Annotated in this window: 20 protein-coding genes; 13 read left to right on the top strand and 7 right to left on the bottom strand. The window is 72.3% G+C overall.

The genetic code is table 11. The annotated features are described in order from the left end of the window. Nucleotides 1-21: 21 nt before the first annotated feature. A complete protein-coding gene (locus Ari01nite_RS02810) occupies nucleotides 22-2322 on the bottom strand; it encodes a putative bifunctional diguanylate cyclase/phosphodiesterase (protein WP_203778941.1) in 2301 nt (766 codons plus the stop codon). Nucleotides 2323-2497: 175 nt separating this feature from the next. Between Ari01nite_RS02810 and Ari01nite_RS02805 the strand changes: the two genes are divergently transcribed. Together Ari01nite_RS02805 and Ari01nite_RS02800 are read left to right on the top strand one after the other, a co-directional pair. Next, a complete protein-coding gene (locus tag Ari01nite_RS02805) occupies nucleotides 2498-4501 on the top strand; it encodes an N-acetylmuramoyl-L-alanine amidase (RefSeq protein WP_239162427.1) in 2004 nt (667 codons plus the stop codon). 46 nt (nucleotides 4502-4547) lie between these two features. Beyond that, nucleotides 4548-4913 (top strand): VOC family protein, encoded by a 366-nt coding sequence (locus Ari01nite_RS02800; RefSeq protein WP_203778939.1) that lies wholly within the window; start codon nucleotides 4548-4550, stop codon nucleotides 4911-4913. A 99-nt stretch (nucleotides 4914-5012) separates the two neighbouring features. On the opposite strand, the gene Ari01nite_RS02795 is transcribed toward Ari01nite_RS02800, so the two are convergent. Both Ari01nite_RS02795 and Ari01nite_RS02790 read right to left on the bottom strand, forming a co-directional pair. Next, nucleotides 5013-5558, bottom strand: coding sequence for an HIT family protein (locus Ari01nite_RS02795; protein ID WP_203778938.1), 546 nt, complete (start codon nucleotides 5556-5558; stop codon nucleotides 5013-5015). A gap of 76 nt (nucleotides 5559-5634) precedes the next feature. Further along, nucleotides 5635-6543 (bottom strand): NADP-dependent oxidoreductase, encoded by a 909-nt coding sequence (locus Ari01nite_RS02790; RefSeq protein ID WP_203778937.1) that lies wholly within the window; start codon nucleotides 6541-6543, stop codon nucleotides 5635-5637. Between the two features lie 100 nt (nucleotides 6544-6643). Here Ari01nite_RS02790 and Ari01nite_RS02785 point away from each other — a divergent pair, with 100 nt between their 5' ends. The 5 genes from Ari01nite_RS02785 (at nucleotide 6644) to Ari01nite_RS02765 (ending at nucleotide 13168) form a co-directional block, all read left to right on the top strand. Further along, nucleotides 6644-7675: a class I SAM-dependent methyltransferase gene (locus Ari01nite_RS02785; RefSeq protein ID WP_203778936.1), complete on the top strand. Its 1032-nt coding sequence runs from the start codon at nucleotides 6644-6646 to the stop codon at nucleotides 7673-7675. Between the two features lie 569 nt (nucleotides 7676-8244). Beyond that, nucleotides 8245-10986, top strand: coding sequence for an ATP-binding protein (locus tag Ari01nite_RS50800; protein WP_307837738.1), 2742 nt, complete (start codon nucleotides 8245-8247; stop codon nucleotides 10984-10986). 46 nt (nucleotides 10987-11032) lie between these two features. Next, nucleotides 11033-11614, top strand: a complete 582-nt coding sequence (locus Ari01nite_RS02775; RefSeq protein ID WP_203778934.1) for a hypothetical protein — start codon at nucleotides 11033-11035, stop codon at nucleotides 11612-11614. Beyond that, nucleotides 11604-12245: a bifunctional 4-hydroxy-2-oxoglutarate aldolase/2-dehydro-3-deoxy-phosphogluconate aldolase gene (locus tag Ari01nite_RS02770; RefSeq protein WP_239162426.1), complete on the top strand. Its 642-nt coding sequence runs from the start codon at nucleotides 11604-11606 to the stop codon at nucleotides 12243-12245. The genes Ari01nite_RS02775 and Ari01nite_RS02770 overlap by 11 nt, the downstream gene beginning before the upstream one ends. Continuing rightward, nucleotides 12242-13168 (top strand): sugar kinase, encoded by a 927-nt coding sequence (locus tag Ari01nite_RS02765; RefSeq protein ID WP_203778932.1) that lies wholly within the window; start codon nucleotides 12242-12244, stop codon nucleotides 13166-13168. Before Ari01nite_RS02770 ends, Ari01nite_RS02765 begins: the two co-directional genes overlap by 4 nt. Here the strand turns inward: Ari01nite_RS02765 and Ari01nite_RS02760 are convergent. Together Ari01nite_RS02760 and Ari01nite_RS02755 are read right to left on the bottom strand one after the other, a co-directional pair. Then, nucleotides 13165-14412 carry an alpha/beta hydrolase gene (locus Ari01nite_RS02760; RefSeq protein ID WP_203778931.1) on the bottom strand — a complete coding sequence of 416 codons (1248 nt, stop codon included), beginning with the start codon at nucleotides 14410-14412 and terminating at the stop codon, nucleotides 13165-13167. The two genes, Ari01nite_RS02765 and Ari01nite_RS02760, sit on opposite strands and share 4 nt — an antisense overlap. A 64-nt stretch (nucleotides 14413-14476) precedes the next feature. Further along, a complete protein-coding gene (locus tag Ari01nite_RS02755) occupies nucleotides 14477-15046 on the bottom strand; it encodes a nucleotidyltransferase family protein (protein WP_203778930.1) in 570 nt (189 codons plus the stop codon). A gap of 128 nt (nucleotides 15047-15174) precedes the next feature. Here Ari01nite_RS02755 and Ari01nite_RS02750 point away from each other — a divergent pair, with 128 nt between their 5' ends. The 5 genes from Ari01nite_RS02750 to Ari01nite_RS02730 all read left to right on the top strand — a co-directional run bounded on the left by Ari01nite_RS02750 (nucleotide 15175) and on the right by Ari01nite_RS02730 (nucleotide 20189). Next, complete coding sequence (locus tag Ari01nite_RS02750; protein WP_203778929.1) at nucleotides 15175-16095, top strand: hypothetical protein; 921 nt, start codon at nucleotides 15175-15177, stop codon at nucleotides 16093-16095. An 85-nt stretch (nucleotides 16096-16180) separates the two neighbouring features. Beyond that, a complete protein-coding gene (locus Ari01nite_RS02745; RefSeq protein WP_203778928.1) occupies nucleotides 16181-16609 on the top strand; it encodes an ABA4-like family protein in 429 nt (142 codons plus the stop codon). A 10-nt stretch (nucleotides 16610-16619) separates the two neighbouring features. Next, entirely contained in the window at nucleotides 16620-17798 is a 1179-nt protein-coding gene (locus tag Ari01nite_RS02740; protein ID WP_203778927.1) for a sensor histidine kinase, read from the top strand. After that, a complete protein-coding gene (locus Ari01nite_RS02735; RefSeq protein WP_203778926.1) occupies nucleotides 17795-18430 on the top strand; it encodes a response regulator transcription factor in 636 nt (211 codons plus the stop codon). The genes Ari01nite_RS02740 and Ari01nite_RS02735 overlap by 4 nt, the downstream gene beginning before the upstream one ends. Nucleotides 18431-18590: 160 nt before the next feature. Next, nucleotides 18591-20189 (top strand): S8 family serine peptidase, encoded by a 1599-nt coding sequence (locus Ari01nite_RS02730; RefSeq protein WP_203778925.1) that lies wholly within the window; start codon nucleotides 18591-18593, stop codon nucleotides 20187-20189. Here the strand turns inward: Ari01nite_RS02730 and Ari01nite_RS02725 are convergent. Together Ari01nite_RS02725 and Ari01nite_RS02720 are read right to left on the bottom strand one after the other, a co-directional pair. Further along, nucleotides 20186-20659 carry an NADPH-dependent FMN reductase gene (locus Ari01nite_RS02725; protein WP_203778924.1) on the bottom strand — a complete coding sequence of 158 codons (474 nt, stop codon included), beginning with the start codon at nucleotides 20657-20659 and terminating at the stop codon, nucleotides 20186-20188. The genes Ari01nite_RS02730 and Ari01nite_RS02725 overlap by 4 nt on opposite strands. A 25-nt stretch (nucleotides 20660-20684) precedes the next feature. Further along, nucleotides 20685-21185: a flavin reductase family protein gene (locus Ari01nite_RS02720; protein WP_203778923.1), complete on the bottom strand. Its 501-nt coding sequence runs from the start codon at nucleotides 21183-21185 to the stop codon at nucleotides 20685-20687. Between the two features lie 262 nt (nucleotides 21186-21447). On the opposite strand from Ari01nite_RS02720, the gene Ari01nite_RS02715 reads away from it, so the two are divergent. Next, nucleotides 21448-21960, top strand: a complete 513-nt coding sequence (locus tag Ari01nite_RS02715) for a winged helix-turn-helix domain-containing protein (RefSeq protein WP_203778922.1) — start codon at nucleotides 21448-21450, stop codon at nucleotides 21958-21960. Nucleotides 21961-21962: the final 2 nt, after the last annotated feature.

Here is a 21962-nt window from a genome sequence, read left to right as displayed (position 1 = left end):
GTACCCCGCGGGTGTGGAGCGCTAAACACCGAGCGTGGTTGACCGCTCGATCCAGTGGGTGAGGTTGGCGGGGCGGTCGGCCTTGCCGTAGAACCAGCCCTGCACCAGGTCGCAGCCCTGATCGCGGAGCCAGTCGCGCTGGCGCTGGGTTTCCACCCCCTCGGCCACCACCTTGAGGCCCATGGCGTGGGTCATGGCCAGCACGGCGCGGACGATCGGCTCGTTGCTGCCGTTCTCGCCGACGTGCGAGATGAAGGAGCGGTCGATCTTCACGATGCCTACCGGGAGGCGGTGCAGGTAGCTGAGCGAGGAGTAACCGGTGCCGAAGTCGTCGATGCAGAGCGTGACGCCCAGCGCGTGCAGCGCGTTCAGGGTGAACAGGGCGGCGTCGATGTCCTCCATGACGCTGGACTCGGTGATCTCCAGCCAGAGCGACTCGGGCGGCAGGCCGGTGTCCTGCAGCACCTCGTCGACCAGGGTGACCAGGGAGCCGTCGCGCAGCTGGCGGACCGCCACGTTGACCGAGACGTGCAGCTGGCGGGCGCCGGGTCCGCGCTGCCGGGTCCATTCGACCAGCTGGTACGCGGACTCGCGGAGCAGCCAGGCGCCCATCTCCACGATCATGCCGGTCTCCTCGGCGATCGGGATGAACTCCATCGGCGCGACGTTGCCCAGCTCGGGCGAGTGCCAGCGCATCAGGGCCTCGAAACCGTCCAGCTCGTCGGACTCGATGTCGACGATCGGCTGGAAGTGCACGGCCAGTTCGTCGCGCTCCAGGGCGCCGCGCAGGGCCTGCTCCAGCTTGACCCGGTCGCGTACCTGATCCCGCAGGGACGTGTCGAACAGCGCGTACGCGTTGCGGCCCGAACCCTTCGCCTTGTACATCGCCGTGTCCGCGTCCCGGATCAGCTCCAGCGCGTGCGCGCCGCCGATCGACCGGGCCACCCCGATCGAGGCGGAGATGACCACGTCGCCGACCGAGAGCCGGAACGGGCGGGCCAACTCGACCAGCAGCCGGTCGGCCAGCGACTCGGCCAGGCGCAGGTGCGACGGGCTGGCCAGGGCGATCACGAACTCGTCGCCGCCGATCCGGCAGACCAGGTCCTCGGCCCGGACCTGCTCGCTGAGCCGGGCCGCGACCGCGCACAGCAACTCGTCGCCGACCTGGTGGCCCCAGTGGTCGTTGACCATCTTGAACCGGTCCAGGTCGAGGAACAGCAGGCTGATCTCGAGGTTGTCAGCGGTGGCCCGGTCGCCCCAGGCGCTGACCGTCTCGGCCAGCAGTTCCCGGTTGGGCAGGTCGGTGAGCGCGTCGTGGGTGGCCCGCCGGCGGGTGACCCGCTCGGCGCGTACCCGGGAATTGTTGGAACGCACCACCCGGGTCAGGACGCCCAGCACGAGCAGCACGCACAGGCCCGCCCGGATCAGGTCGGTGGCCAGGGTGCCCAGCGGCAGCAGCGAGGTCACCGCAGTCGGCACCGTCACGACCAGGCCGATCACGACGAGGCGCAGCCGGCTCAGGTCCCGGATCACGACCTCCTGCGGCTCCACCAGCGTGCGGCAGGACGGGTGCACCGCCGACGCCGGCAGCAGCACGAACATCGCCATGAACAGGCCGTTGATCAGCGATTCGGGCACCTGCACGAGGCCGATGTCGCGCAGCGCGAACAGCAGGTCGGCCGCGAACATCATGACCGCCGCCGAGATCAGCATCCACATCGCCGGCTGCCGGGCGCCACCGGCCAGCATGAGCTGCGACACGAACACCAGCAGCACCACGTCGATCACCGGGTAGCACGCGTTGACGACCTGCAGCCACGTCACGGTGGCCGCGTCCATGGTCGGCACGATCAAGAAGGACCAGGTGAGGAACGCGAATGCGAGGCCGACCAGCAGCGCGTCGATCCGGGCCGGGTCGTCGTCGGAGGCGCGGCGGCGGCGCAGCAGCACGGCGTAGGCGACACCGAGGAGGAGGTAGGCGGGGATGACCACGCTGTTCGGGATCATCGTGAACACGTTCGGCGGCGACGCCATCGTCTCCGGGAAGACCGCCCTGATCAGGAGCGCCAGGATGAAGATGTAGCCCGCCGCCCGCATCAGCCGCCACGGACCGCGGTCGTCCGGTCCGAGATTGCGGCGCGGCGCGACGTGCAGTGCCGTCATCCCGGCGGCAACCACCAGAGCCATGGCGGGCGTACGCATCCACGCCGGCCCCACGGCGTACAGCGTCACCAGGGCCAGCCCCACACCGACCAGCACCCAGGCGAACCGGGGAGCCAGCGGCGCCGGCGTCCCCGTGGTGCTCTCCGCGCTGCTGGTCATGACCTTCCATCGGCAACTCAGCCGCAATCTTTACCGCCGCATGACCTCGGCCGTTCGGGCATTTTGCCGGATTCATCCGTACAGTTCCCGAGTTGAGTTCGCCATTTCCCGGACGGAAGCCACTTCAGGCGGCAACCTGGCACATGGCCGATCAACCAGTACCACGGGGGTTCACGTGCACCGGAATCGGACGAAGGGCACCCTGCTGGCCGCGCTCCTGGCGACCGTCGCAGCCCTTCCCGCCGACCTGCCCGCCGCAGCCGCCGAGCCGCAGCCCCCGGCCGCGGTGCCGGCCCTGGAGACCATCCCGCTCCCGGCGTCGCTGCCGGCCCGCCCGACGCGCCCGTTCCGCCTGGTGGGCCTGACCTGGGCCGACCCGCGGGCAGCCCTGGACGCCGCGGTGTGGTTGCAGGTCCGCGAGGCGGCGACCGGCCGGTGGGGCGAGTGGCGCCGCCTGGAAACCGACGGCGCCAAGGCGGGCGACCAGCGCGGCGCCTCCGACCCGCTGTGGGTCGGCCGGGCCGACGCGGTGGCGGCCCGCATCGACAACGCCCGCGGCCCGCTCCCCACCGACCTGCGCCTGGACCTGATCAACCCCGACGCGCCGGCCCCCGCACGGCGCGAGGAGTCGGCCACCCAGCAGGCCGAACCTCGGCTCGAGCGGCGTGCCGCGGTGCCGATGCCGGCGCGGCCGGTGCCTCGGATGGTCACCCGGGCCGGGTGGGGGGCCAACGAGGCCATCGTGCGGGCCAAGCCCACGCTGACCGGGCCCATTCAGGTCTTCTTCGTGCACCACACCGCCAGCGGGAACGGATACAGCTGCGGCGACTCGGCCAGCATCGTGCGGGGGATTCAGGCCTTCCACGTGCGCAGCCGCGGCTGGGACGACATCGGGTACAACTTCCTGGTCGACCGGTGCGGGACGATCTTCGAGGGGCGGGCCGGCGGCGTCGGGCGGTCGGTGCTCGGGGCGCATACGCAAGGGTTCAACCAGAACGCGGCGGCCATCGCGGCGATCGGGACCTATGACTCGGCGGGGGTCTCGCCCACCGTGCGCACGGCGATCGCGACCGTCGCCGCGTACAAGCTCGGCGCCTTCGGCAATGCTCCCAACGGGCGTGTGGTCTATCCGTCGGCGGGCAGCAACAAGTATCCGGCCGGGGCCAAGGCGGTGCTCTACCGGATCTCGGGGCATCGGGACGCGGGGCGCACCGAGTGTCCGGGTAACGGGCTGTACGCCCAACTGCCGGCCATCCGGGCGATTGCCGGCGCCGGGCCGTCCGGCTTGCGCCTGCTGCGCATGACCGGGGCGACCAGGTACGGGTCACTGATGTTCACCCGGGGGCTGATCCGGCCGCTCTGGAACGTCACGACGCCGAGCGCGCTGATCAACCGGTTCGAGGTCTACGTCGACGGCCGGCTGGCGCTGGCGGCACCGGGGCACCATCGGACGGCGTCGCTCAGCCTCACGCCGGGCGGGCACACGGTAACGGTGCGGGCGATGCACCTGTCCGGGCGGACCGCGCAGTTCACCAGCGAAGTCGTGGCCGACCCGAACGCGCCGATCTTTGCGAGCGGCCCGGACGTGGTGCTGCGGGCCGGTTCGCTGGACGGGTCGGTGCCGATCCGGCTCAACTGGCACGCCACCGACGTGAACGGCCTGTCCTCGGTCAGCCTGGTCCGGCCCAGCACGGTCGACCTGGGCGCGACCAACCGCTACCGCAACGGCACGATCAAACCCGCAGTGCCGACAACCTTCACCGTACGGGCGACCGACCGCGCCGGAAACGCGGTGAGCGCGTCGGTTACCCGTACCCCCATGGTTTTGTCGGAAGCCGCCGCCCGACGGAGCGGAAACTGGCGCGCCCTGAGCAACCCGGCATATCTCGGCGGTGTGGCGCTCGGCGCCACCTCGGCCGGAGCGTCCGCGAGCTGGACCTTCACCGGACGCTCGGCCGCCCTCGCGGTGGGCCGGGGCGCGCTCTCCGGCCGGGTGCGGATCTGGGTGGACGGCGCCGACCAGGGCGTCGTCGACCTGGGGTCGCCGAAGACGATCTACCGCCAGGCGATCTGGTCACGGTGGTGGAGCCAGAGCGGAGAGCACACGGTACGGGTGGAGGTCGAGGGCACCCCGGGCCGGCCGGGCGTGGTGCTGGACGGTCTGGTGTACCTCAAATAGGAGATGCTGACAGTACGTGTCAGTCTTTGGCGCGAGGATCACGTCCATGACAGGTTTCGCCACCATGGCAATGATCAACTTAGACGCGTCCGAGCCGGCCGCGCTCGCCACCTTCTACTCGCGGGTGCTGGGCTGGGAGGTTCTGCACAGCGACGCCGAGTACGCGATGATCGGCGACGGCAAGTCCAGCATCGGCTGGGGCCGGGTGCCCGGTTACTCCGGCCCCGGCTGGCCCGCCGAGGAGGCGCCGAAGCGCTACCACCTGGACCTGTACGTCGACGATCTGGACAAGGCCGAGGAGCAGGCGCTCGCGCTCGGCGCCACCAAGCCGGACGAGCAGCCGCAGCCGGACCGGTGGCGGGTGCTGGTCGACCCGGGCGGCCACCCGTTCGACATCTGCCTACGCAGCTGACATCGCGCAGTCGCGCGGCGTGCTGGCGCCGGCCTTGCTGAACTGGTTCGCCAGCATGCCGACTCCGCCGGCGTCCTGTGCAACGCCGCCACCGGCGCCTTACGCCTCGCCGGCGGCACCGGCATCGCCGCCGCCAATCGGCACCACGTCCGCGCCAGCACCCGCCCGCTCACATTGGCCGGCATCACCTGATGCCGTGAAGTGTGGGCGCAGGCGGTCAGCCAACTCGGCGAGTTCGGCAGCGTCGCCGTGCGGGGCGTCGGTCCACTCGTTGCTCGCCATCCAGTTGAGCTCCCGCGGCGTGCCGGGGTGGCGGGCGAACACGTGCTGATGGAAGTGGGGCACCCCGCGGCCGACGATGGCGGAGAAGACGGCCTCCGGGCCGAGGACCAGGGTGAGCGCCCGGGCGGCCCGTGCGGCCGCCCAGCCGACCGTGGTCGCCTCCGCGTCGGTGAGCTGGTCCAGATGGGGGGCGTGCCGCCTGGTCTCGACGAACAGGTGACCGAGGAAGACGCGGCCGGTCGGACCGGGCGGCTTGTGATAGACGACCACGTTGTCGTCCTGCCAGATCAGCGGGCCACCGATCAGGGAGCCCTCGCCCCGATGTTTGGCACAGATCGGGCAATCTCCGGTGGTCGATGTCATGGGAGAAATCTAGGCCGGGTCCGGCCGCATTTCATGCTTTCCGGGCTCTACGGTCAGGACTTTCCGGGCTCTACGGTCAGGACTTTCCGGGCTCGACGATCAGCACGACCTTGCCGCGGCCGTGCCTCGACTCGACAGCGGCGTGCGCGGCGACCACGTCGGAGAGCGGGTAGGCGCGGACCGGCATGGTGACCGCGCCCTTCGCGGCGAGCGCGATCACCTCGGCGAGGCGCTGCGGGTTGCGGCCGGCGCGCACCACCAGGGTTCCGTGCTCGGCGGCCGCCTTGTCGTCGACGATCGTGCCGATCCGCTGCCGCGGGATGCCGAGCGCGACCGATTGGGCTATCGCCGCGCCGCCGGCCGCATCGAGGGCCACGGTGGGCTGGTGCGGCCGCACCGCGTCGATCAGACTTTCGCCGTACGCGACCGGCACGGCACCCAATTGACGCAGGTAGGCGTGGTTGGCCGGGCTCGCGGTGCCGATCACGGTCGCCCCCGCGAGCCGCGCCAGCTGGACGGCGACGGTGCCGACACTGCCGGCGGCGGCGTGCACCAGCAGCACGTCGCCCTCGGTGACACCCAGTTCGAGCAGCGCGCCGGACGCCGTCTGCGACGCCGCCACCAGCGCGGCGGCGGTGGGGAAGTCCAGGCGGTCCGGCTTGCGCACGACATTCTTGGCGGGTACGCATACCAGCTCCGCGTATCCGTTGAGCATGGTCGAGCCGAGCACCGGATCACCGACCGCGAGCCCTTCGGTGTCCGGCCCGAGACGATCGACCACCCCCGAGTACTCCTGGCCGATCGTCTGCGGGAAGGACAGGTCGAGCCAGGTCATGTCGCCCCGGCGGACCCCGACGTCGAACGGCTGCACGCCGGCCGCGCGGACCCGGACGCGGACCTCGCCCGCTTGCGGTTCCGGATCGGGCACCTCGGCGATGCGCAGGACGTCGGGCGGACCGAAGTGGTCGAAGAGGGCGGCTCTCATGCCGTACAACCTGCAACCTCAAGCCCCCTTCAAGTCAAGGGCGAGTTGTGTCACGCGTTCTGCACTCGGGCTGCACTCGCGGGGGTGCACGGTGTGCGGTATGAGTGCACAAGAGTTGAGCGAACGCCTGTTGGGCGCCCTGATCGGCGCCGCCGAACTGTTCACCGTGGAGCTGGGCCGGGAGTTGGGCCTGTACGCGGCGCTGCGAGATCACCCGCTGGACGCCGCCGCGCTGGCGAAGACCGCCGGCATCGACGAACGCTACGCCCGGGAATGGCTGGAACAGCAGGCCGCGGCCGGCTTCCTGGTGGTCACCGGCGACGGTTTCGCGCTGGCCGACGGCGTGACCGAGGTGCTGCTGGACGAGGGCGGCCCGGACTTCCTGGGCACGGCCGGCGAGTTCGCGGTGGGCCTGGGCCTGCTGACCCCGCGCGTGATCGAGGCGTTCCGAACCGGCGAGGGCGTCGGCTACGCGGACTACGGCCGCCACATCCGGCACGGGATCGCCAGCTTCAACCGCCCGATGTTCGCGAACATGCTGGCAACGGAGTGGCTGCCGGCCCTGCCCGAAGTGGACGCCCGGCTCCGTTCCTCGGCGCAGGTGCTGGACCTGGGCTGCGGCGTGGGCCACTCTTCGGTGGCGATAGCGCTGGCCTACCCCACGGCGACGGTCCGCGGCGTGGACCTCGACGAGGCGTCGATCGAGGAGGCCCGCCGCACCGCGGCCGCCGCCGGAGTGGCCGACCGCGTGACGTTCACCCTGGGCGACGCCGCCGAGGTGGAGGGCCGGTACGACCTGGTGACCATCTTCGAGGCCCTGCACGACATGGGCGACCCGGTAGGTGTGCTGGCGGCGGCCCGAGCGGCGTTGGCCCCCGGCGGCAGCGTCTTCATCGCCGACGAACGGGTGGCGGACGAGTTCACCGCCCCCGCCGGCGAAATCGAACGCCTCCAGTACGCCTTCAGCGTCCTGCACTGCCTGCCAGCAACCAGAGCCGAAAACCCGGTGATAGCCAACGGCACCATCCTGCGAGCCCCAACCTTGCTCGAGTGGTCAAGAGCAGCCGGCTTCAACACCCCCGAGGTCCTACCCCTACCAAACGACTTCTGGCGCTTCTACCACCTTCACTGATCCCCGAACGGATGCCGCGCGGCGGAGCCACCCTCCCCGCGCGGCACCGACCTCCCAGCGCATCAGCACCCGCACCGGATGTTGGGCCTTGCCGCCTTGGGGGAGATCCGGACGTCTGCGCCTCCCGCGGCGACTGTCGCGCTGAGGCATCCGGCGGAGCCCGTCCCTCTGCGCGGTGTCCGCGTGGCGCCGCCGGCATGCCATCCACGCGGGCGCGTGTGGTGCCGGTCCGGAGTTCGGGCTTCGGGGCGAGGGCGGCCGGTGCGGGCGGCGGCATGCTGCTGAGGCACTGACGGCCGGGGCCTCGGGGCGTCGGACGCGGATGGCGGCCGGGGCGATGTCGGCGCTGTGTGGGATCGCGTCGTCGGGAACCGGGGCTGCTCCGGCGGGCAGGGGGATGCCGGCGGGTGACGGCAGTGAGCGGCGTCCAGGGATGGCGACGGCGCTGCCGGGCGATCGGGGGTTGCGGCTGCGGGGGCGGGGTGGGGACGGTCTGGTTTTTGACATTCTCGGGGTGGGGGTGGAAAAGGGCTGGCCGGCGGCGGTGGGGGGCGTCGTAAGGTCGGGCCGTGTTGGTTCGGGTGTTGGGGGCGTTTGAGGTTTGGGGGGCCGGCGGGGCGGTTCGGGTTGCCGGTGGGAGTCAGCGGGCTGTGCTTGCGCTTCTTGCTCTGCACGCGGGGCGGGCGGTAGGGGTTTCGGCCCTTGTCGATGCGCTCTGGCCGGACGGGGCCCCGCGGTCGGCTCGGAACAGTCTGCAGTCGCATGTGGCTCGGCTTCGCGGAACTCTGGGGGCCGGGGGCGGGGCGGGGGCCGACATCGTGCTGGAGCCCGCGGGTTACCGGCTGGTGGTGCCCCGGGATGACGTGGACGCATTGCTGTTTGAGGACCTGGTGGGGCGGCCGGAGGGATTAGCCGACGCGCTCGCGCTCTGGCGTGGGGAACCGCTGGGGGAATTTCCGGGGGAGCCGTTCCAGGGGATTGCCGTCCGGCTCAGGTCGCTCTATCGGGACGGGCTGGTCAGGCACGGGGATGTCGGCCGGCTGGCGGAAGTGGTGGCGGGCGATCCCTGCTGGGAAAGCGGAGTTGTCGCGCTGGCCACCGCATTCGCGCGGAATGGGCAGCGTGGTGAAGCGCTGGAGTTGCTCCGGCGGCACTCCGAGGCGCTGGTCGGCGAACAGGGACTGGATCCGTCGCAGGCAGTCCGCGAATTGCAGGCTGCCGTCGCCCGGGGTGAGCTCGCCCCGCGCCTCAGCCCGCAGCGGGCGCAACGGCCGGGACCGGACGCCGAGGCCGCCGGTGTGCCCCGGGGCCGGCCTTTGCCCGTACCTCTGCGATTTTCGTCTTTTGTGGGTCGGGAGCGGGAGTTGTCGCAGCTGGCCGGCATGATCGCGGAGCCCGGGACGGTGACCGTGACCGGGCCCGGCGGGGTGGGGAAGACGCGGCTGGTGTCGGAGGCGGTCCGGCAGGCGGAGCGGGCGGCGTGGGTGGACGGTGCGGATGTGCTGGAGGCCGATTTTGTGCCGGCGGTCGCGGTGGCACTGGGGGTACGAATCGGCCCGCTGGACGACGCTTTCGCTGCCATCGGACGGGCCGCAAAAGGTTACGACGTCGTGGTTCTCGACAATTGCGAGCATTTGCTGACAGCCGCTTTGAATGTCGTCGAGGCCATGCGCGGGGCGCGCGTTGTGGTCACCAGTCAGGAACGGCTCCGGGCGGACGGGGAACGGCTTCTGGCATTGGCGCCTCTCGATGAGAAAACGGCGGCGCGGCTGTTTCTGGAGAGGGCCGGCGTGCACGGCGAGGAGGATGACGTCGGTGACATTGTCCGGCGGCTCGACCTGTTGCCGCTGGCGATCGAGTTGGCGGCCACCCAGGCTGCCGCGCTCGGGGTCGGTGAGCTGCGGGAACGGCTGGACGACCGGCTTGACCTGCTGGTTCGCGGGCGGCGGGACGGCGACGCCCGGCACCGGACGCTGCGGGCCGTGGTGGACTGGTCGTTCGGGCTGCTGGACGACGCGGCGCAGACCGTTTTGCGGCGGCTTGCGGTGTTCGCCGGTGGGTTCACGATCGCGCAGGCCGAGGCGGTGGTGGCCGATCCGTCGGTGCCGCGGCAGCGGGTGGCCGCGGTGCTCGCCGTGCTGGTGGAGCGCTCGCTGGTGGTGCGGCACGGCGCCGGGCGGTTCCGGCTGCTGGAAACCGTGCGGGCGTACGCCGCGGAGCACGGTGACCTGGCGGAGACCGAGGCGCGGCACGCGGCGGCGATGGTCGCGGCCGCCGAGGAACTGGACGCGGCCGTGCACGGGCCGGAACAGGCGGTGGCGGTACGGGAGATCGACGCGTTGCTGCCCGACCTGCGGCTGGCGTTCGCGCGCGGCGACACCGACGCGCGAATCCGGCTGGCCGCGGCGATGTACCGGTACGGGTATCACTGCCAGCACTACGAGGTGCTGTTCTGGGGGCGGGCCGCGATCGGGGCCGAGGGCCATCCGCGGGCGTCGCAGGCGCTCGCGGCGGCGGCCACCCACGCGTGGGGGCGGGGCGATCTGGCCGAGGCCCGGGCGCTTGCCGAGTCCGTCGTGCCCAGCGCGGCGGTGCATGAGGTGCTGGGTGATGTGGCCCTGGTGACCTGCGACGGCGCGGGGGCCGCGGAGCATTACCGGGCGATGGACGGCAGCCCGGTGGCCAAGGTGTCGGCGCTGGTCGGGGAGGCGCTGGTGCTGGCCTGGTCGGGGCGCACGGCGGAGGCGATCGCGCGCGGCCGGCACGCATGCGACATTTCTGATTTGACCGGCAATCCGAGCGCCCGGGCGGAGGCGCGATACGGGCTGGGTGAGGCGCTCGGCGACAGCGATCCGCACCGAGCGCTGGACCTGCTGGCCGAAGCGGTGGAGATCGCCAAAGAGGCCGACGACCGGCTCTTCGGGGCCGCCGCGGGCACCGCCGCCGTCGCGATCCGCAGCCGCCACGGCGACCCGGCCACCGCCCTGGCCAGCTTCCGCGAGGTGCTCGCCCTCTGGCGCCGGGCCGGCAACGACACCCTGCAGACCGCGGCCCTGCGCAACCTGGTCGTCCTGCTGGTGCGCGTCGGCGCCGACGAGACCGCCGTGCTGGTCGACGCCGCCCTGCCCACGGCCTGCGTCTATCCCGCCGAGGCCGCCCGCCTGGACCGGGCCCGCCAGGCCGCCGCCGAGCGCCTCGGGCCGGACCGGGTGGCCGCGCTGCGCGAGGCCGGCGCCGCCCTGTCACCGGCACGGGTGACCGACGAAGCGTCACGGGCCATCGACGCTGCGCTAGCCCGCCTATCGGGTTAACCACGTGCCCGGGCGTGCCGCGCGCCACGTCGCTACGGTTATCCGCGTGTCCCAGATCCCGTGGTGGGGGCTGCCCCTCCTCGCCGCCGTGTTCGCCCTGGCCGGTGCCGTCGCGGCCCGGCTGCTGACCGTCCGCCGCAGTCGCTGGTACGACGAGCGCAAGACCGCGTACGTGGAACTGCTCGCGATCTTCGAACGGGTGACCTACCGCCTGCGCTCCGCCTTCGACGCCGAGGAGGAACCGGGCCCGGCGCAGAGCTACATCGAGGAGGTCGGTCCGGCCCTCATGCAGGTGCGCCTGCTCGCGTCGGGCCCGGTGCGCAGCGAGGCCCTGGCGGTCCACGTGCTGCTGCACAAGTTGCACGGCGAGATGAACCCGACCGCGGTGCGCGGCGTGCAGCCGCAGATCCACTTCCGCGAGCTGCTGGCCCAGGTGCCGCTGGTGATGCAGCAACTGGAGGCGTCGATCCGCGAGGAGTTGTCCATCGACGTCCTGCCGCCGCCGCGGGGTGCCCTGCTCAACGGGCACCTGCGCGACCGGGCCCGGACGCTGCTGCGCCGTCCAGGTCGTGGATCGGCAGTGGATGATCTTGGCGATATCGGGCAGGATCGAAATCGTGACCGTTAAGAAGCTCGATGATGTGTCCGCGGCCGTCGTGCGCAGCGGGATCATCGCGATCCTGCGCGCACCCACGGCCGACAGTTTCGCCTCGGTGGCCGAGGTCCTGGTCGAATCCGGGGTCACCGCGCTCGAGGTCACGCTGACCTCGCGCGGCGCGGTCGACGCCATCGCCGGCCTGCGCCGCCAGCTGCCCGCGTCGGTGGCGGTCGGCGCCGGCACCGTGCTGACCGCCGACGACGTGAAGGCCGCGGTGGACGCCGGTGCCGAGTTCCTGATCTCGCCGGTGATCGACACCGAGCTGGTGGCCTCGTCGCCGGTCCCGTTCTATCCGGGCACCGCGACCCCCACCGAGATGTACGCGGCCCACCAGGCCGGCGCCCCGCTGGTCAAGCTGTTCCCGGCGGCCAGCCTCGGCACCGGCTTCCTGCGCAGCGTGCGCGGCCCGCTTCCGCAGGTCAACGTCATGCCGACCGGCGGCATCGCGCTCGACGACATCTCCGACTGGCTGGCGGCCGGCGCCAAGGCGGTCGGTCTCGGCGCCCCGCTGATCGGCGACGCGGCCAGCGGCGGCAGCCTGGCCGCCCTGGGCGCCCGGGCCCGCCACGCGGTAGCCGCGGTGCAGTTCGCCCGCTCATGACCTACCTGTTCACCTTCGGCGAGACGATGGGCCTGGTCGCCGCGGACAGCATCGGCCCACTCGGGTACGCCCGCAGCTTCTCGTACGGCATCTGCGGCGCCGAGAGCAACGTGGCCATCGGCGCGGCCCGCCTCGGCGCTCCGGCCACCTGGCTGGGCCGGGTCGGCCGGGACGCGACCGGCAGCCTGATCACCGGCCGGATCGAGGCCGCCGGGGTGCGCGCCCTGGCCATCTCCGACGACGCGTTCACCGGCCTCATGGTCCGGCACCGGCGCTCCGCCGAGTTCACCCATGTGGACTATCACCGCCAGGGCAGCGCCGGCTCCCGGCTGATGCCCGCCGACCTGCCGGTGGCCGAGTTGCGCGGCGCCGGCGTCCTGCACGTCACCGGCGTCACCCCGGCGCTGAGCGAGTCCTGCCGGGCCACGGTCTTCCAGGCAGTAGAGACGGCGCGCGCGGCCGGCGTCCCGGTCTCGGTCGACGTCAACTACCGCGGCAAGCTGTGGTCCCGCTTCGAGGCCGCCCCGGTGCTGCGCGACCTGGTCACCCGCGCCGACATCGTGTTCGCCAGCCCCGACGAGGCGGCCCTGTTCATCGACGACGACGATCCGCTGGACGGCCTGGCCAAGCTGGGCCCGGCCGAGGTGATCGTCAAGGACGGCGGCCGGGGCTGTGTCGCCCGGATCGCGGGTCGGCGGCACGCGGTGGCGGCGCTGCCGGTGACCGTGGTCGACCCGGTCGGTGCGGGTGACGCGTTCGTCGCCGGATATCTGGCCGACCGGCTGGCGGGGGAGCCGCCGGAGCAGCGCCTGGCCACGGCGATCGCGGTGGGGGCGTTCGCGGTGACCGTTCCCGGCGACTGCGAGGGCCTGCCCGACCGGACCGAACTGGCGGCGCTGACCGGCGGCGACGTGCGGCGCTAGCAGGTCGTTCCGCGCGCCGGCACGGTGCGCGACACCAGATAATCGTCGACGGTCCGCTTGATGCAATCGCTGAGGGTGTACGCGCCGTGCCCCGCACCCTCGTACGTCACCAGCACCCCGTGCCGGCCCAGCTGGCGCTCCACATTGCGGGCACCCTCCCACCCCGTCGCCGGGTCGTGCCGGGAGTTGACCAGCAACAGCGGGATCTCGGTGCGCACCCGTACCGGACGCTGCGGGTTGGCCACCTTGCCCCACCCGAGACACATGGTCAGCGCGAAGACCTGCGCCGGATAGCCGGTGTCCGGTGCGACTCGCGCAGCTTGGCGCAGCTGCCGCTGGTAATCGGCGAAGTCAGCGACCGGCAGCGACCAATCAGCACAGAACGCCGGGGTCACCACGCCGAGGCTCGGCACCCGGATCGGCGGCGCCCCACCCGCCACGTCGCGCAGATACCCGGCGAGCGGGCCGTACGCGGCGTCCCGCAGGAACTTGAGGGTGACCGCCACCAGGTCGAAGTCGCGCAGGCCACGCCACACCTGCCGGACGTCCCGGCCATGCAGCGCGCACGACGTGTCGGCCGCGCACCAGTCGGCGAAGTGGTCGAAGGCGTCCTCATACGCCGCCGCCTGCGTGGGGAGGAACGGCGCGGGGCTGTGGTCGACGACGCTTTCCAGGACCATGGCCCGCACCCGCCCGGGATAGCGCTCGGCGTACTGCTGACCCAGCAGCGTGCCGTACGAGCTGCCGTGGAAACTGAGCTGCCGTTCGCCGAGCGCGATCCGCAGCGCCTCCAGGTCGCGGACGTTGCTGAGCATGTCGGCGTGCCGCCACACCCCGCCAGCGCAGGTCTGCCACAGCGCGCGGTTGTGGGCCAGCGCGGCGTCGAAGTCGGCCTGGCTGGTCAGCAGCGGCGGCGGGCCGGGTTCGCAGCGCGAGCCGCGCGGGTCGAGGCTGACGATGTCGAACCGGTCCAGCAGGGTGTCGCTGAACCGCCGGTAGCCGTCCCGCACCCGCTGCACGCCCGAGTCCCACGGCCCGCCCGGCAGGAACACCAGCGTTCCTATTCGTTTGGCGGGATCGGGAGCGGCGCGCCGGGCGACCGGGATTCCCACCGTCTCGCCGTTCGGCCGGGACCAGTCCACCGGCACGGTGAGCGTGGTGCATTCCGCGGTCCCGCAGGTCACCCAGTCGGGCGCGGTCACCGGCGGCGGCATGATCAGCAGCAACGCGAGAAGTGCCTTCATGCCGTTGATCCTGGTGTGCGGGCAGCCCGGGATTAATCCGGTAAGTCCCGGACTCGACCCTGATCTACGGGCCGGCATCTGGCCTGACGTCGAGGTCGGCGTCGTCGGCCACGTCGCCCACCGGCACCACGCGCACCTGGGCGGCGTGTGCGCGCAGGTAGTCGCGGGCGCCCCGGTCACCGGTCGCGGTAGCCATCACGCCGGGCCAGTGGTTGCGGCCGAGCAGCACCGGATGACCGCGCCGGTCGCCGTACCCGCCCATCGCGAGCGCGTCCGGGGCGCCGAGCGCGGCCACCCGGCGTACCGCCTCGGAAGTGACCGCGGGCATGTCGACCAGAAGGACCACCACGGCGATGGCCGGCGTGCCGGTCAGCGCCTCCAGCCCGGCGCGCAGCGAGGACGCCATGCCGGTCGCCCAGTCCGGGTTGAGCACCGTGTCCGGCAGGTCGGGCGCGGCCTCGCGCACCCGCTCGGCCTGCGCGCCGAGCACCACCAGGCGGCGGGTCACACCGGCTTCCCGCAACGTTTCGGCCGCGTGCTGCACCAAGAGCTTTTTGCCGTACGCGACCAGCGCCTTCGGCATCCCGTAGCGCCGGCCGGCTCCCGCCGCGAGCACGAGGCCGGCGATCTCCATCGACCGAGCGTAACCGCGGTCCTAGGGGGAACATCTCCACCCTGGGTAGGAGACCGGCTCGGACCGGAGGCCGCGAGTGCGGCCCGCGGACCGAAGATTCGACCTTTCCGCGGCGGCAGGCTGCGGATATGACAACCATCGATGCACGCGCGGTCATCCGCTGGCACAAGCCGCTCCTCGTGCTCACCGGGGCGATGGTCGTGCTGGCCCTCGTCACCACGGTCGGCGTGTTCGCCGACGCCCGCATCCTCACCGGGGCCCCGATCTGGCTCAAGCCCTGGAAGTTCGCCGTCTCGTTCGTGCTGTACGCGTTCACCCTGGCCTGGATGCTGTCGGTGCTGCCGCGCCGCAGCCGGCTCGCCGAGATCGCCGCCGTGATCATCGTGGCCGTCTCCTTCGTCGAGATGGCGATCATCGTGGTCCAGGCCGCCCGCGGCACCACCAGCCACTACAACGCCAGCACCCCGCTGAACGCCGTCCTCTTCTCGGTGATGGGCACCTCCATCCTGGTGCTGTTCCTGGCCCACCTGCTGATCGGGGTGATCGCGCTGATCCAGCGGATACCGGACCGGCCGGCCCGGTATGCGATCCTGCTCGGTCTGGGCGTCTCGCTGCTCGGCATGCTGGCCGCCGTCCCGATGGTGACGCCGACGGAGGCGCAGATGATGCAGGGTGTGACCGGCGCGCACAGCGTCGGGGTGCCGGACGGCGGCCCCGGCCTGCCGATCACCGGCTGGAGCACGACCGGCGGTGACCTGCGGATCGGGCACTTCGTCGGGCTGCACGCGCTGCAGGCGCTGCCGCTGCTGGCGTTCCTGCTGGCCCGGTACGGCGGCCGGCGCCTGGACGCGGTCCACCGGGCACGTCTGATCCTGGTGGCCGGCGGCGCGTACGCCGTACTCGTGATGCTGTTGACCTGGCAGGCCCTGCGCGCGCAGCCGCTGCTGGAACCGGACGCCCTGACCCTCGGCGCCTTCGGTGCGCTGGCGCTGGCCTCGGCGGGTGGATTTGTACTGGTGCTGCGCCGGAAGGCAGCGGTGGCGGCGTGACCGCCTGCACCGAGCGGCACCCAGCCGCACCTGCGGACGGCGCTGGAGGCGAGGGCCAGAAGGGCATGCCTAAGGAGGACACAGCGTGACCGGCTTCCTGTTCGAGCTCACCTTCCTGCTGGCCGCGCCGTTCTGGGCGCTGATGATCCTGCTGCCGCGCTGGTCGTGGACCCGGCGGATCATCGCGTCGCCGCTGATCGTGGTGCCGGTGGTCGCGGTCCACGGCGTGCTGGTGCTGGGCAGCCTCGACACCGTGCTCCCGGCCGTGCTGTCGCCCACCCTGAGTGGCGTACGGGATCTGCTCGGCACGGCCGAGGGCGCGGCAGCGGGCTGGGCGCACATGATCGCGTTCGACCTGTTCGTGGGCCGCTGGTCCTGGCTGGACAGCCGGGACCGCGGCGTGCCGGCTCTGGTGATGGCCCCGATCCTGCTGCTCACCATCCTGCTCGGGCCGCTCGGGTTGCTCGCCTATCTGGCGATTCGCCCGAGGTGGCAGCCGGTGGCCGGGGCCTAGGCTGATCGTCATGGGGTGGTCGGGACGCCTTTTCGACCGGCGGGACGCCTGGATCCGGATGGTGCTGCTCGACCTGAGCGGCCTGTGCTACCTGCTGTTCGGCGGCGACCAGGGCCGGCACCCGACCGGCACGCAGTGGGTGCTGGCGGTCCTCGCGTTCGCCAGCGCGCTGGCCCTGTGCCGCTGGCCGGTGATCGGCCTGCTGTCCCAGGTCGGCCTGCTGTCGGTTGCGTTCGCGGTCATCGACGACCAGACCATCAACCAGGTGGGCGCGAGTTGGGCGCTGGCCGAGGTGGCCATGTGGGCGCTGCGGACCCGCACCATCTGGCTGTGCGTCGGCCTGCTGTTCGGCGTCTACCTGGTGCAGGACATCCGGGTGTCGGAGCATTCGCTGCCGGCCGCGCTGTTCGGCGTGCTGCTGCTGCCGATCGGCGTGCCGCTGCTGTTCGGCCTGATGGTGCGCACCAGCCGGGAACTCACCCGGCAGGCCGAGCAGCGGATGCTCGCCGAGCAGCAGCGCACCGAGTCGGAGAGCCGCGCGGCCCGGGCCGACGAGCGCAGCGCCATCGCGCGCGAACTGCACGACGTGGTGGCGCACCACGTGGCCTCGATGGTGCTGCGGGTCGGGGTGGCCCGGCACGTGCTGCCCGGCATCGACCCGCGGGTGGCCGAGGTGCTCGACGACGTGCACGGCACCGGGACGGCGGCGCTGGCCGACCTGCGCCGGCTGGTCGCTGTGCTGCGCGACCCGGCCGGGGTGCGCGGCGACGCGGCGCTCACCGCGATCGAGCCGGGCGCGCTGCCGGCCGCCCTGGGTGCGGCGGTCGACACGGCCCGGCGCACCGGCCTTACCGTGGAGGCCGACATCGACGAGGCGGTCGGCTCGCTCGACGCGGTCCGCGGCCTCGCCGTGCTCCGCCTGACTCAGGAGGCGCTCACCAACGTGGCGAAACACGCCGGCACCACGGCCCGGGCCAAGCTCCGGGTCGCGGTCGACGACGGCACCGTGAGCTGGGAGGTCTCCGACGACGGCGGCTCGGCGCCCCGGACCGCCGCACCGCCGCCCGGCGGCGGGCACGGACTGACCGGCATGCGCGAGCGGGTCGAGGTGCTCGGCGGCCGGCTGACCGCGGGCCCGGCCGGCACCGGCTGGCGGGTCCGCACCGTGCTGCCCCAGGCGGTCTCGTGATCCGGGTCCTGCTCGTCGACGACCAGCAGCTGATCCGGGCCGGTCTGCGGATGCTCTGCGACGCCGAGCCCGACCTCGAGGTGGTGGGCGAGGCCGGCGACGGCCGGGACGCGGTCACCCTGGCCGAGCGGCTCAGCCCGGACGTGGTGGTGATGGACCTGCGGATGCCGGGCGTCGACGGGATCAGCGCGACCAGCCGCATCCTGGCCGCCCGGCCGGCCACCCGGGTGCTGGTGCTCACCACGTTCGGCGACGACGAGCACCTCTACCCGGCGCTCACCGCCGGTGCCTGCGGCTTCCTGCTCAAGGACGCGCCGCCGGCCGAACTGCTGGACGGCATCCGGCGGGCCGCCGCCGGCGACAGCCCGTTCAGCCAGGAGGTGCTGCGGCGGCTGGTGCGGCGGGCGGTGACCAGCGCGACCGGGCAGCCACAGGCCGTCGACGGCCTGACCGCGCGCGAGCAGGACGTGCTCGATCTGGTCGGCGCGGGGCTGTCGAACACCGAGATCGCGGACCGGCTGCACATCGGCGTGACCACGGTGAAAACACACATCACGGCACTGATGACCAAGACCAACAGCCCCAACCGGGTACGCCTGGCACTGCTGGCCCACCGGCGGGCCGCGCCCTGAGCGGGGCGCTTGTTTTCGGGCGAGGAAAAGGCCGGAGATCCGTGGCGGCGGTTCTCCGGCCTTTCGCTACCGACCAGTTTAACTTGCCATCCGGGTTTCGCTCGGTGATCTCGGGGCGTGGCGTCTCAACTTGCTCCCATGCCGTCCGATCGACCAGGCCATGCGCATGCGAGTCTTCGGCACACTGGTCACCGCCACGGCAATCGCCGTGGCCGGCGCGGCGGTTCCCGCGCACGCGGCGGAGGGCCGGGTCTTCGGCACCGCCGAGCCCGGCGCGATCCCCGGCCGGTACCTGGTGACCACCGCCGACGGCGTGCACACCGAGCAGTTGACCGCCCCGCAGGCCCGGCGCCGGGCCGCGCACACCGGCGTGCTGATGGTCGAGCAGGACCGGACCGTGCGCCTTTCGGCCTACCGGCAGACCAACCCCACCTGGGGGCTGGACCGCATCGACCAGCGGGCGGTGACCCGGTCCAAGACGTACGCCCCGATGGACGACGGTTCCTCGGTGCACGCGTACGTGATCGACAGCGGTGTCCGGATCACCCACGCGCAGTTCGGCGGCCGGGCGTCGTACGGCTACGACTTCGCCGACGGCGACCGGACGGCGAGCGACTGCAACGGGCACGGCACGCACGTGGCCGGCACCATCGGCGGTTCCACCTACGGCGTGGCCAAGAAGGTCAAGCTGGTGGCGGTCCGGGTGCTGGACTGCGAGGGCTCCGGCTCGCTCTCCGACGTGATCGCCGGGATCAACTGGGTCACCAAGAACGCGGTCAAGCCCGCGGTGGCCAACATGAGCCTGGGCGGTTCGCGCAGCAAGACCCTCGAGGCGGCGGTGGCCAAGTCGATCAAGTCGGGCATCACCTACGTGCTGGCGGCCGGCAACGAGAACGTCAACGCCGGCAACGTCAGCCCGGCGGCGCTGCCCGCGGCCATCACGGTGGGCGCCACCGACAGCAAGGACCGGCGCGCTTCGTTCTCCAACTACGGCAGCGTGCTCGACCTGTTCGCGCCGGGCGTGGACATCCTGTCCAGCGTGGCGACCAGCAACACGGCGGCCGCCTACTACAGCGGCACCTCGATGGCGTCGCCGCACGTGGCCGGGGCGGCCGCGATGGTCCTCGACGCGTTCCCGGCCTACACCCCGCTGCAGGTGCGCAACGTGCTGGTCGGCAAGGCCACCACCGGCAAGGTGACCGGCCTCAAGGGCTCGCCGAACCGGCTGCTGTTCACCCCGGCACCGGCCGCGGCGCCGGTCATCGCCACCAAGGGCATCGCGGTCACGGCCGGCAAGGCGTACTCGGGCAAGCTGGCCCTCACCGCGGCCCGTCGCGGCTCGTGGAGCCTGGCCGGCGGCAGCCTGCCGAAGGGCCTGGTGCTGTCCGCGGCCGGCGCGATCACCGGCACCCCGACCGCGCCGGGCACCGCCACCGTGCAGGTCCGGTTCGTCGACTACGTGCCCAACACGGTCACCAGGACGCTGACCGTCACGGTGCAGTCGACCACCCCGGTGATCAGCACGACGGCACTGGCCGAGGCCTACGCGGAGGTGTACTACGAACACCAGCTGACGGTTGCCGACCACCGCGCGGGCAGCTGGGCGGTGACCGCCGGCGAGCTGCCCGCCGGGCTGGCGCTGGAGCCGGACGGCGTGCTCTGGGGCTACCCGGAGGCCGGCGAGGCCACCTTCACGGTCACCTTCACCGACACCTGGGGCAGGACCGCGAGTGAGGTCTACACGCTGATCGTGGGCTAGAAGGTCTCGGCGTACCGGTCGGCGACGGCTTTGGTCTCGGGCAGGTCGGCCTCCACCACCGGGAGGCCGGCCTGCACGTCCGCGCCCAGTTCGGTCAGCAACTGGCGCAGCAGGGCCTCGGCGGCCGCGGCCTGCGGGGCGATCCCGGCGGTGACCACCGGCACCGCCCGCTTGCCGGCCAGCGCCTGGGCCGGGAGCTGGTCGAGCAGCACCTTCAGCACACCGGTGTAGCTGCCCTTGTACGTCGGGGTGGCGATCACCAGCACGTCGGCCTCGCGCAGCGCGGCCACCGCGGCGGCGGTCGGCTCGTCGCCCGGGGTCAGCAGACCGGTGCCGAGCTCGCCCACCTCGATCACGGTGGGCGCCGGCGCACCGGCGCGCCCGGCCAGTGCCTCGCCGACCGCGACGGCCAGCACCGAGGTGCGCGAACCCGGACGCGGGTTGCCGGACACCACAACGATCTTGCTCATTGCTCTCCCTACGCTGCTTGGCTTCTTATGCGGCTTGGTTCAGCTGCGCGTACCGGCCGTCGTGGTAGACGAGCGGCGTCGCGCTGCGGTTCTCGTGGTGGCTGCCGGTCAGCGGGGTGGCCAGCACGATGCTGTGGTCGCCGGCCTCGACCCGGCGCACCACCCGGCAGACGATCCGGGCCAGCACGCCGTCCAGCAGCGGCACCCCGCCGAAGCCTGCCCGCCAGGCGCCGTGGGCGGCGAACCGGTCGATGCCGTGGGTGGCGAAGGTGCGGGCGACGTGTTCCTGCTCCTCGGTCAGCACGTGGACGGCGACCACGTCGGCGGCGGACACGGCCGGCCAGGCCGAGGCGGTGTGCGCCAGGCAGAAGGAGACCAGGGGCGGGTCGAGCGAGACGGACGTGAACGAGGTGGCGGTGAATCCGGCCGGCGGCTCGCCGGGTGCCGTGATGACCACGACGGCAGCGGCGTGGCGGCGCAGCAGCGCCCGGAACAGATCGGCGTCCACGAGGGAGCTGACAGTCACGTGGTCCTCCTGACGAGCGGCGCCCACAGAGTGGGAAGGTTGGTCCCGCTGATCCCACCCTCCGTCGCGAATGTGGCCGCTGTCAATGCCGTTCCCATATCCTAGTAAATCTAGGGGATATGGCTAAGATGACGGAGATCAAACCCCCGATTGGGGGAAAGAACCGGCTAGACTGCGCGCTACAACCTATCTAACCGATAGGAAATGTATTGTGAGGCGCCGCATCGCTCGCTTCGCATCGCATCGCATTGGAGGACCTCCCATGTCAGCGCTCGCCGTCGCGCATCCGCACGCCGTACGCCCGCGCCGCCTGCGACCCGTACCCGACCTGCCGCCGGAGCCCCCGGTGACCGTGACCATCAGCATCGCCGGCGGCGCCGCCGGCCGGGACCGCGTGCTGGCCGCGCTGCGCGACCTCGTCGACCTGGCCGGTGCCGCGGTCGAGGTGGCCGTCGACACCGCCGAGCCGCGGACGACCGGCGCCATCCAGCTGGACCCGCGCGCCCGCACGGCGCTGCGCAACGGCGACCAGCTTGACCTGAGCCGCCTCGAGTACGACCTGCTGCTGTTCCTGGCCCGGCACCCGCGCCAGGTGTTCAGCCGCAGCCAGCTGCTGTCCCAGGTCTGGGGCCACACGCACACCACGAACCGCACCGTGGACGTGCACGTGAGCCGGTTGCGCACCAAGCTCGACGACCCCGAGGTGGTCACCACCGTCTACGGCCTCGGTTACCGGCTGGCCGACGACGCCGCCGTCGCGGTGCGCGAGGCCTGAGC

Origin of the sequence: Paractinoplanes rishiriensis (assembly GCF_016862375.1) — a bacterium.
Taxonomy (GTDB): Bacteria; Actinomycetota; Actinomycetes; order Mycobacteriales; family Micromonosporaceae; genus Actinoplanes; species Actinoplanes rishiriensis.
This window is presented reverse-complemented; position numbering and strand designations above follow the sequence as displayed.

Bases quoted from the DNA above. Each gene is read 5' to 3' on its own strand.
- Ari01nite_RS02795 (WP_203778938.1), bottom strand. From the start codon at position 5,558: ATGACATCGACCACCGGAGATTGCCCGATCTGTGCCAAACATCGGGGC.
- Ari01nite_RS02765 (WP_203778932.1), top strand. From the start codon at position 12,242: ATGACCTACCTGTTCACCTTCGGCGAGACGATGGGCCTGGTCGCCGCG.
- Ari01nite_RS02725 (WP_203778924.1), bottom strand. From the start codon at position 20,659: ATGAGCAAGATCGTTGTGGTGTCCGGCAACCCGCGTCCGGGTTCGCGC.
- Ari01nite_RS02810 (WP_203778941.1), bottom strand. From the start codon at position 2,322: ATGACCAGCAGCGCGGAGAGCACCACGGGGACGCCGGCGCCGCTGGCT.
- Ari01nite_RS02800 (WP_203778939.1), top strand. From the start codon at position 4,548: ATGACAGGTTTCGCCACCATGGCAATGATCAACTTAGACGCGTCCGAG.
- Ari01nite_RS02740 (WP_203778927.1), top strand. From the start codon at position 16,620: ATGGGGTGGTCGGGACGCCTTTTCGACCGGCGGGACGCCTGGATCCGG.
- Ari01nite_RS02785 (WP_203778936.1), top strand. From the start codon at position 6,644: ATGAGTGCACAAGAGTTGAGCGAACGCCTGTTGGGCGCCCTGATCGGC.
- Ari01nite_RS02730 (WP_203778925.1), top strand. From the start codon at position 18,591: ATGCGCATGCGAGTCTTCGGCACACTGGTCACCGCCACGGCAATCGCC.
- Ari01nite_RS02760 (WP_203778931.1), bottom strand. From the start codon at position 14,412: ATGAAGGCACTTCTCGCGTTGCTGCTGATCATGCCGCCGCCGGTGACC.
- Ari01nite_RS02715 (WP_203778922.1), top strand. From the start codon at position 21,448: ATGTCAGCGCTCGCCGTCGCGCATCCGCACGCCGTACGCCCGCGCCGC.
- Ari01nite_RS02750 (WP_203778929.1), top strand. From the start codon at position 15,175: ATGACAACCATCGATGCACGCGCGGTCATCCGCTGGCACAAGCCGCTC.
- Ari01nite_RS02790 (WP_203778937.1), bottom strand. From the start codon at position 6,543: ATGAGAGCCGCCCTCTTCGACCACTTCGGTCCGCCCGACGTCCTGCGC.
- Ari01nite_RS02755 (WP_203778930.1), bottom strand. From the start codon at position 15,046: ATGGAGATCGCCGGCCTCGTGCTCGCGGCGGGAGCCGGCCGGCGCTAC.